This window comes from Spirosoma pulveris (assembly GCF_054781875.1).
The window spans coordinates 1-9,111 of the sequence record NZ_BAAGTO010000033.1; the positions used below are offsets into that span (position 1 = coordinate 1).

A 9,111-nucleotide genomic window follows, 5' to 3' on the forward strand; every position below is an offset into this window, starting at 1 on the left:
AAAGGTGGAAAGAGGTGATGAGTTTTTCGCGGTCGTGTTTTCTGCCTTGCATAGATAGCTGAAGGTACAAAAACTCCATCTATCATGCAGTTTTAGGCACTGGCAGAGTTGTGCAACAGCCACGAGCATTTGTTGAGAATAATTGAACTAACAATTATTTATGTCAGTAAGCTTCACTATTCCAAGGCATAAACCTAATACTTGTCTATTAGTAGATTAGCATGTTCAACATTTGACTAACTATCGACGGGTCGAGTAGCAACGGCAAAATCAAGCAACTCACGATGGCTCAACAACGAAAAAGCCCCCCGCGGCAGCAGTTATATTTATCAGAAATTGCAAAACACTTAAAAACCTCTCTTCTTATGTCACCTCCGCGGCTACTAGACCACATCAAGTTCTATCCAATTAGGCTTGTTATTAGAACCTCATCCATATAATACGAAACATTAGTACTCATTCAGGTGTAGTGTCAGCGTGAGTTTGTATTAAACTCATAATTAATATACTTCTCTTGTCAATCACAGGCCCCATAGTTTGTATCGAAGATGATGAGGACGACCAACAGTTAGTGAGCGTCGCCCTCAAGGAGCTACAAGTCACGAATGATTTACACTTTTTCAGGGATGGCCAAGCTGCGTTCCAGTATTTGGAAAGTACGGCTCAAAAGCCTTTTCTAATCTTGTGTGACATCAACTTGCCACTTATGAGTGGCATCGAGCTGCGAAAACAGCTCAACCAAAATGACTACCTAAGGCAAAAATCGATTCCCTTCCTGTTTGTCTCGACAGCCGCCGACCCGGGGTTAGTTCGGACGGCCTATGATGAAACGGTCCAGGGATACTTTAAAAAACCGGTCCGTTACACCGAGCTGAAACAACAGATCAGGCTGATTCTGGCTTACTGGACTGAATGTCTCCATCCGGATGGTAGTTTTTAGCCCCTACTGATGAGGTGGGATCTGCGTTGTCGGGCCATTTCGGTACGCCGGAGCGGGCCGCTGGTCAAGAGACCTGAAATCTCCACACTAAGCCGTGAACTGAGCTTTTAAAAGGGACAACGGCTATTTCCAATGGGCTAGTTTGTGAAATCGAACAGGTGGTATAGTTACTGTCCTGAACCAGTAGAGTCGCAGGGTCGCAAAATAAATCTTCCAGTCCCCAAAGCTGGTCGGTTTGACCGTAAAGGAAGACACCCCGGCCAGATAAGCCGAGCCAACAGTGGCCGGTAATTGGTCAATACTGAGCATGACAAGGGGGAGAAAACGGCCTTGGGGATGAACTCGAAGGAAGGCGGCAAAGTCGAGTCCACTCTGGTTGGAACCCAGATCAACATCCAGCAGAATCAGTTTAGGCCCATACTGATCCAGCTCCTGAATGTAGCTGATAGCTTCGGGGTTGCTCAGCACCTGGATGAAAGAGGCTTCAGGGAAACTAACTCGGGAGGCGCGATGTAAAACGTCTAAAAGCAAGGGATCGTCATCGACGAGCAGAATTAAAAAGGGGGACTGCATAGAAGCGGTGACTAAACGAGTAGCTTGACCGACAGCCTATGGAGCAGAGCAGAAGGCGGAGAGGAGACTCAGGATGAAAGGATTGGTCTTAAAGGTAGTTTAAACTAAATTAACTCCGCATTATAAAATCCAGACTTATCATATATATATGCGGGTGAATGATGTGTCTATAGCTAAGACACCAAAATAGCTCGGTAGTCGCTACCAGAAGAGCTAAGAACGGATTGGTTAAGGAAAGCGGAACCAGAAGCGAGTTAAGCAACAACTACTTTAAGTATGGAACGAGCCGGCTATTTTCTGATGTTTGACGGCTTGCCCCATTCTGTTCTTTGCGATTAATTCATCTACGCCATTAACTGACTTAACTGATCGGCGACCAATTCGGCATGAAAATGTACTTCGCATAAACCAGCCTTTTCGTGAACGGTTTCAAGGTAACAGAAGAGCAATACAAAATTTTGATATACAAACATTTACGCGTTCATTAAATTGTGACCTCTAGGCTTAATTTGAACGATATCACGTTGATAAACACGTGATAGAAAGCCTAATTGTACAGGCATTCAACCAGTCTCTCCAGTAACGTCAACTCAAACCGGGTTTGATCTTCCATCGATCCGGTCGGACCTAGGTGATCATTATTTCGTACATTCTTTTCGGCTCCGGCTGGATAAATGGCGGTTTCTACAAAGTATGGTTGATGCCAATAATTTCTACCAAAACGCTCATGCCGAGTCTTTTTGGGGCCGGTTAAAAGCCGAGTTGCTGGAAGATGCGGGGCCGCCCGTGCGGCTGTTTTATTAGTCTAGAAGATGTCCATAATGACAGGGCCGCCTGAGCGGTTGTTTAACTATATTTAAGGCCACCGTGGAGCGGTTATTATAACGTCCGTAGGCTGTACTCGTCCTTAGGCTACCGTTCACCGATTAACGTTGAAAACCAATGTTATAGAATTGTTTCTATTAAACTCTCATAATTAAAGTGTCCGGCAAAAGGGGACCACCCTAATGTTCCTTGACCGCCGTCCTTTGATTTTATACTGAATTGAAGATGAATTGGTTAATTCGCTTGACATTACTAATCATCGCCTGTGTTTATTATTCAGACGATTGCTTGGGTCAATTCCAGCCCTTGCCGGAACTATCAATGAATCGGCGAATTGATCCTGTTTACATGGATAGTTTGGCAGCTCTGGCTAAAAAGCAAAACCGCACGTTGACTGTATTGCCTAAAACACCTGGACGGGATTCACTTCGACTTAAATCACTTTACTATCTGGGTAGACTCTCCCTGTGGAGAGATGGCAATCGGGACAGTACTTTATATTATGGCAATGAACTGATTCGTCAGGCTCGGGCCAGCAGAAATGTTCTCTATGAAATTGCGGGCAAAGTCTTACTCGAAGGTTATTATCATCCGGATCAATCAAAGACTCGTGAAGCCATTCAACTTAATCTCGAAATTCTTTCTCTACTCCCGGATATCTCCTTTTTAAACATTATTAAGTATAGAACACGAATTAAACTGAGTAAACTGTATGCTAGAACAAAAGATCATATCAGTGAGCTTCGCTTTCTTGCTTACGCTAAAGAGCATATTGGCTATCTTTCTTTAGGAGTAGATACTGACCTTAGAGAATATATTAAAACTAAAGGCTATGATAGATACTACGTCAACTTGAAAAGTTTAAGAACTTTTCTGCTTGATATAGATCAGCTCTTAGGTGCATCGTATTTAAAAAGGGGAAATATGATTGAAAGTGAAAAGTATTATTTAGCTGCAGATACACTGCTGAAAAAATATCCTTCAAAGACCGTACAGCTTTTCATCTATAATGCGATAGGGGACTTATACTTTACCAATAAACGCTACAAACAGGCATTAGCTTATGCTAAAAAGGCAGCTGGTGTGGTAGGTCAGTCTCAAACTGAATCAGAAAACTGGAGCACACAGGCATGTGAATATGCTAGCATGGGACAGGATACGTTAGCTTATCAATTCGCTCAGAAAGCACTGAAACTCCTACCCACTTCTAAGATTTCCAATAAGCTGGCTTATATGGCCCTTTACCAGGTAGCAGAGCACCGGCAAGAGCGAAAAAACGGGGAGCAGTACTATACAAACTACATGAGACTTTATGATACACTTACAGTTGACCAAGCTAACACGGAAATAAATTTTATTGAAGATCAGGCCGTGTATGATGAGCTAACATTGGATCGAAACCTACAGATCTCAAAACTAATAGCTATAGACATGAATTTTTTATACATTATTTTGGGACTAGTGTTTGGCTTATTATTACTACTGATCTATTCGCTACGCTTACGGAAACGCCGAACTGAAGCCAATCGGCGATTACTTGAGGAGCGAGAAGAGTCTAACGTCCGCATCGTTCAAACCCAGGCGGCTGAACGTCAACGCTTAGCACGTGATCTACATGATGACATGGGTAGCTACCTCAGCTCCATTAGCATCCTGAGCCAGAGCGTAGTCAACCTGGCGCAGAAAGATCCTGCAAAAGCTCATGCCTTAGTTCAGAAGATTGGCGAAACAGCCCGGCAGGTTATGGACTCAATGGGTGATATTATCTGGAGTGTGAACCCCGATAATGATGCCATGAACCAAGTTGCGGTGCGGATGCGCGACGCAGGGGCCGATATATTGGAGGGGCAAAATGTAATCTTCCATCTCGACATCGACGAGACGCTGCTCAGCACTTATTTACCTATCGAACAACGGCACGATTTATTCCTAATCTACAGGGAAGCCCTGACCAACTGCGCCAAATACGCACAGGCTACCCATGTATGGGTTCGTCTGCAAAGAAAAGAGGCAACCCTGATACTTACAGTTCAGGATGATGGCCTTGGTTTTGACCAACGACAGTCTGTCGGTAAAAATCCGCTAGGTGGCAATGGGCTAAAAAATATGCGGGCACGGGCCGAAAAAATGGGGGGTACGTTCGCCCTAACCAGCGTACCCGGTCAGGGAACCACCATTTTTGTGCAGATTAAATTGAGATAAGTCCGGAACGGGTCGCATGATTATGGGATGTACGGCATGTTAAAATCGCCTACTTTAGGGGTATCTTTTCTAAACCATGGCCGTCCGCATCAGCATATATGAAGATATCCAGTCACTGCGCGATGCCCTCTCGCTGCTGGTTCAAACCACCGACAACTTTGAACTGGTTGGTGCCTACGGCGATTGTCTGCAACTGGAGCAGCAAATTGCTACCGACCGCCCCCATGTGGTCCTGATGGACATTGAACTGCCAGGTATGTCGGGGATTGAGGCTACACTCCGGCTCCATCGGAAATTTCCTGAGACGGATGTGCTTATTTTAACTGTATTTGACGATGACGACCGTGTTTTTGAAGCAATCAGCGCCGGAGCCACCGGTTATTTGTTAAAGAAAACGTCACCAGCCAGGATCATGGCCGCTATTCAGGAGGTATATGAGGGGGGCGCTCCTATGTCGCCGGCCATTGCCCGACGCCTGATGCAGTCGATGCATCAGGCGTCGGGCTCCCGTGAGCTGGACCAGCTTACGCCCCGTGAGGCTACAATCCTGGCCTTGCTGGCGGCTGGCAACAGCTACAAGATGGTAGCCGCCGAAGCCGGCATTAGCATCGATACCGTCCGGACTCACATCAAGCGTATCTACGAAAAACTCCACGTTCACTCGGTGACCGAAGCGGTAGCCAAGTTTTTAAAGCGTTAAGCAGTTTAGACCGGCACTCAACAGCCCATTCCCCGTACTATCCCATAGTGCGAAGAGTGGGCTGTTGGTCACTATACCCATTCGTCCGCCTGCATTTTCCTTGTATTTCAGGGTGTATACACCCGTTTTAGTCACCCAATCATGTGATTGACGGGTGTCTGAGAATCTGCCACCTTTGTTGCCGTCAAACGAACAAACTCTGTGTCATCTGGCAACGAGTAAATAGTTGCGGCTTTGACCTATCCACATCATTTTTATTTGTCTGATATGCCTACTTATTTCCTTCTAGTACTCGAACCAATGCGGTTTCGCCCGGCTCGGTTGCCTCCTTATTGGCCAGCCCTGCCACGTCCAGATGTTTGATACGTGCCGGATTTATTAATGAAGTTCTCCTGTAAATTTTTCTCGAATCTTCTAACCACATCATTTTCCATGAAAAAGCAATTGATTACCTATCTACTATTGGCTGTCTCCCTCGTTGGGCTGGATGGTTGTAAAAAAAAACCGAACTCCGATCCTAATCCTGATAGATTAGTAGGGCAGCCTGGCAACCCGCGATTCAACCTCCAGTTCACGAACCAGGCCGGTGCTGACTTAGATTTACATGTCATCGAACCGTCAGGTGCAGAACTGTACTGGAATAACAGTTATTCCCGTACCAATGGGCAGTTGGATGTGGACTGTAACTGTAGCGACTGTGGTCAGGGGCCAAACGAAAATATATTCTGGCCTGATGGGCAGGGACCAAAAGGTACGTACAAAGTATGGGTCGAGCATTTCGAAAAATGCGGATCGGCTTCATCGTCTGCTTCAAGTTACACCTTGCGAATTGTCGTCAATGAAGTCGTTAAACAGACGTATACCGGAACCTTGTCGGGTTCTAACCAGAAAAGTCAGGTATGGACTTGGGTTCAGAATTGACTTTCAGTCGGGTAACAGCCGAAGCTGTACGTAATGTTGGTTTCGGCAGTTATCCACAAAGGCAGTCTTATTTTCTGCAATACGCTCTTCCTTATTAAATTCAGGTATCGGCAGAAGCTGTAGCAAAGTGCTGAATTATTAGTCAGCAGGTTTCTCAATGCGACCAATAGCAAATCTTTTTGCATTGAATAACGGTCAGTAATCTCTATTTCTTTAATAAAACTTTCTCTGCTGACTAATTAAAAGGTTGGCCTACGGGATGGTTTCATATTCCACACAACCATGAAAACGACTAAATTTCTCTTCATTCTACTCCTGCTTTGCACAATGGCAAACGCCCAGGATATGATTCTCAAAACAGATCAGACCGAAGTATCGGCCAAAGTTATTGAGATCACCCCTGAGGAGGTAAAATTTAAATACTTTAATCGACTGGATGGTCCGACTTACAGCTTAAAAAAAGCTGAGGTGTTTGTTATAATCTATAAAGACGGAACACGTGAGAAATTCAGTTCAGCGGCTGTTGAATCCAACCTGGTCCCCGTAATACCGGCCCGTACGGACAGTCCCTCTTCTCCCTCGCAACAATATATATCAACTCCCGCTATTCAATCGGCACCCGTAGTGGCCGAAGTCAAGCGTAAAGGCTGGACGGGAAGTTTTGGCTACACGACCCCAGTGCAGGGTATAGGAAACGCCAGCGGTATTACGTACGGAACGGGCTATTATTTTCTGGGAAGCGGTCGTAAAAGTGGTATCCTGGTCGACGTAGACGTAATGAATTTCTTTGGGGAGGGATCGCCAAACTATGGCATAATAGCTCTCAACGGTATATTCAGAACATCCAACACGTCAAATTTTTACATGAGCGCCGGAGCGGGCTATGCTACCGTATCTGTTAAACTGAAGGACCGCTACGGATCGACAACAACCGTATCATCTGGTGATTTTGGCGCGAAAGCGTTCATGGGATACGGTCTTTTTCGAATAGGGATCGTATGGCCTTCTACTGAAAGTATAGGGGTAGGCGGATTATGGACCGTTGGCCTGTTCACAAATCCCTTTAAATGAGTTTTTAGTCAGGGTCCACTAAATGAAGCTAGTTCACAGAGTTTTTACTATCCACCCACCATCTTCCTTCATCACGAAAGACAATGATTTTTTCGATCACTATGACCGCATTTTAAGAAGTACTCTCAATCATCGGAGGAACCCAACAAGTCTTTCTTGATAGTACTTAGTATACGAAAACTTTTCTCGTTCCTAATTGTCCTTACTTCTAATTTATTATGCAGTTAAACCCTATCGATGGTATCAACTTTGAGTCAGGTGATTGGCAATCGGTTCTGGCAAAAGCCAAACAAGAAAACAAGCTTATTTTTCTGGACCTGTTTACAACTTGGTGCGGTCCCTGTAAGTGGATGGACCAAAACGTGTACTCCGATGCCAAGGTTGGTAAGAAGTACAACGCGGCTTTTGTAAATTATAAGACCGATGCTCAGAAGGGAGAAGGCATTGAACTCGCCCAAAAGTTTAACGTTCAGGCTTACCCATCCTACTTTTTCGTGAATGCTGATGAGGATGTGGTCTTTGTGGCTATAGGAGGGCGCCCCGTTGAGGAGTTTATTGCGTTGGCCGACGAGGCCCTCTCAACTCGTTCGGAAAAGCCCTTGGCTGCTTACCAAGCCGAATACGAGTTGGGTAATCGCGATGGGGCTTTCATCAAAGCGTATCTAAAGCGGCTCAAACAGATGGAGCAGCCATATACCGATGTAATTAATGACTATCTGGCTTGCCTACCAGCCGAGCAGCGGGAGGCCGATGAAACACTTAAACTCTTATTAGATTACCCCAAGGTGATGGTCCTCAACAGCAGGGCTCACGAACTGTATCAGGCTAATCAGGCCCGCGTCCATGAGCTAATGGACTCCATGCAGGAGAATCAGGCACCACCGATAGCGATAGCCGTAATGCAAACCTTGAGGCAAGCTCGTCAGCAGAAAGATGCCGATTTGTTCGAACAAGCGGCAACACTACTGATTGAGCATTCAGGCCGCCAGGATGATATCCGATCGAAAGAAGTGAACCAACAACAAGCGTTCAGTCTGCGAATGGATTTTTATCGACACGTAGGCAGTGCCCCAAAGCTAATCGAGGTAGCCAGTAAGTATCTGGACAGTACTCCCATGACCCTTAGTTTGGCCGGAATTCAGCAGCGCGATCAGGAGCTTTATGAGGAGATGATGGGGCCATTTTTGCGGGGGGAACGCGACTCGAGTAAGGTAGAATCGTTTGAGGATATGAAGGCTTATTATCAATCGGCCTACTCATCCGCTCTAGCGATGCAATTAAACCAGGGGGCGTGGGCTTTCTACGAGCTCGTTGATGAGCCTGAGCTCCTTGAAAAAGCTTTAAACTGGGCGAAGCGTTCACTGAATATTCAAACCCACGCGGCCAATCTGGATACCTACGCTCACCTTTTGTATAAACTTGGACGTAGGCAAGAAGCGATTGAGTGGCAGACTAAAGCTGTGGAGGCAGAAAGGGATACCGACCAAAGCAACAGTAAAGAGACTCTGGAGAAAATGAAAGCAGGCACATTATAGTATAGCTTGGGCCTCTTAGTATCTTTATGAGAATTGAGCATGTTTTGCCAGTGTTAGGGTTTCTTGAACGTTTGTACCAATTCAACTAACAGTTTTAGGTTCTTAAGACCTCAATTTCTCCGAACCGCCACGTTAACTGGAGACTTCAGATTTGCCGGCAAATTGTCGAGTCGAAGCAAATTTTAGGGCGAATCATTGGGCTACTTCGATATGGCTGTGTCTTAACCCCCTGAATGGCTGGACAAAATTGTAAAAACAGTTTAGTCCTACTACATTCAGAAATCATGAGCAAACTAAGGCGGAGTTTTACTCCCGAAGACCGCTACTCCATTGTTCAGGAGGCC

7 protein-coding genes are annotated in these 9,111 nt (G+C 45.5%); 6 read left to right on the forward strand and 1 reads right to left on the reverse strand.

Annotation, left to right across the window (positions count from 1 at the left end; all coding sequences use genetic code 11):
- Positions 1-514 precede the first annotated feature (514 nt).
- Positions 515-940, forward strand: coding sequence for a response regulator (locus ACYVJM_RS31595; protein WP_461152114.1), 426 nt, complete (start codon positions 515-517; stop codon positions 938-940).
- Positions 941-1,063: 123 nt separating this feature from the next.
- On the opposite strand, the gene ACYVJM_RS31600 is transcribed toward ACYVJM_RS31595, so the two are convergent.
- Positions 1,064-1,513: a response regulator gene (locus ACYVJM_RS31600; protein ID WP_461152115.1), complete on the reverse strand. Its 450-nt coding sequence runs from the start codon at positions 1,511-1,513 to the stop codon at positions 1,064-1,066.
- Positions 1,514-2,563: 1,050 nt separating this feature from the next.
- Between ACYVJM_RS31600 and ACYVJM_RS31605 the strand changes: the two genes are divergently transcribed.
- The 5 genes from ACYVJM_RS31605 to ACYVJM_RS31625 all read left to right on the forward strand — a co-directional run bounded on the left by ACYVJM_RS31605 (position 2,564) and on the right by ACYVJM_RS31625 (position 8,767).
- The gene (locus ACYVJM_RS31605; protein WP_461152116.1) at positions 2,564-4,540 is read left to right on the forward strand and encodes a tetratricopeptide repeat-containing sensor histidine kinase; all 1,977 of its coding nucleotides are present in this window, start codon (positions 2,564-2,566) and stop codon (positions 4,538-4,540) included.
- 76 nt (positions 4,541-4,616) lie between these two features.
- A complete protein-coding gene (locus ACYVJM_RS31610) occupies positions 4,617-5,240 on the forward strand; it encodes a response regulator (RefSeq protein ID WP_461152117.1) in 624 nt (207 codons plus the stop codon).
- Between the two features lie 432 nt (positions 5,241-5,672).
- Complete coding sequence (locus tag ACYVJM_RS31615) at positions 5,673-6,161, forward strand: hypothetical protein (protein ID WP_461152118.1); 489 nt, start codon at positions 5,673-5,675, stop codon at positions 6,159-6,161.
- 282 nt (positions 6,162-6,443) lie between these two features.
- Positions 6,444-7,232, forward strand: a complete 789-nt coding sequence (locus tag ACYVJM_RS31620; protein ID WP_461152119.1) for a hypothetical protein — start codon at positions 6,444-6,446, stop codon at positions 7,230-7,232.
- A gap of 218 nt (positions 7,233-7,450) precedes the next feature.
- Positions 7,451-8,767 carry a thioredoxin family protein gene (locus tag ACYVJM_RS31625; RefSeq protein ID WP_461152120.1) on the forward strand — a complete coding sequence of 439 codons (1,317 nt, stop codon included), beginning with the start codon at positions 7,451-7,453 and terminating at the stop codon, positions 8,765-8,767.
- The last annotated feature ends 344 nt before the right edge of the window (positions 8,768-9,111 follow it).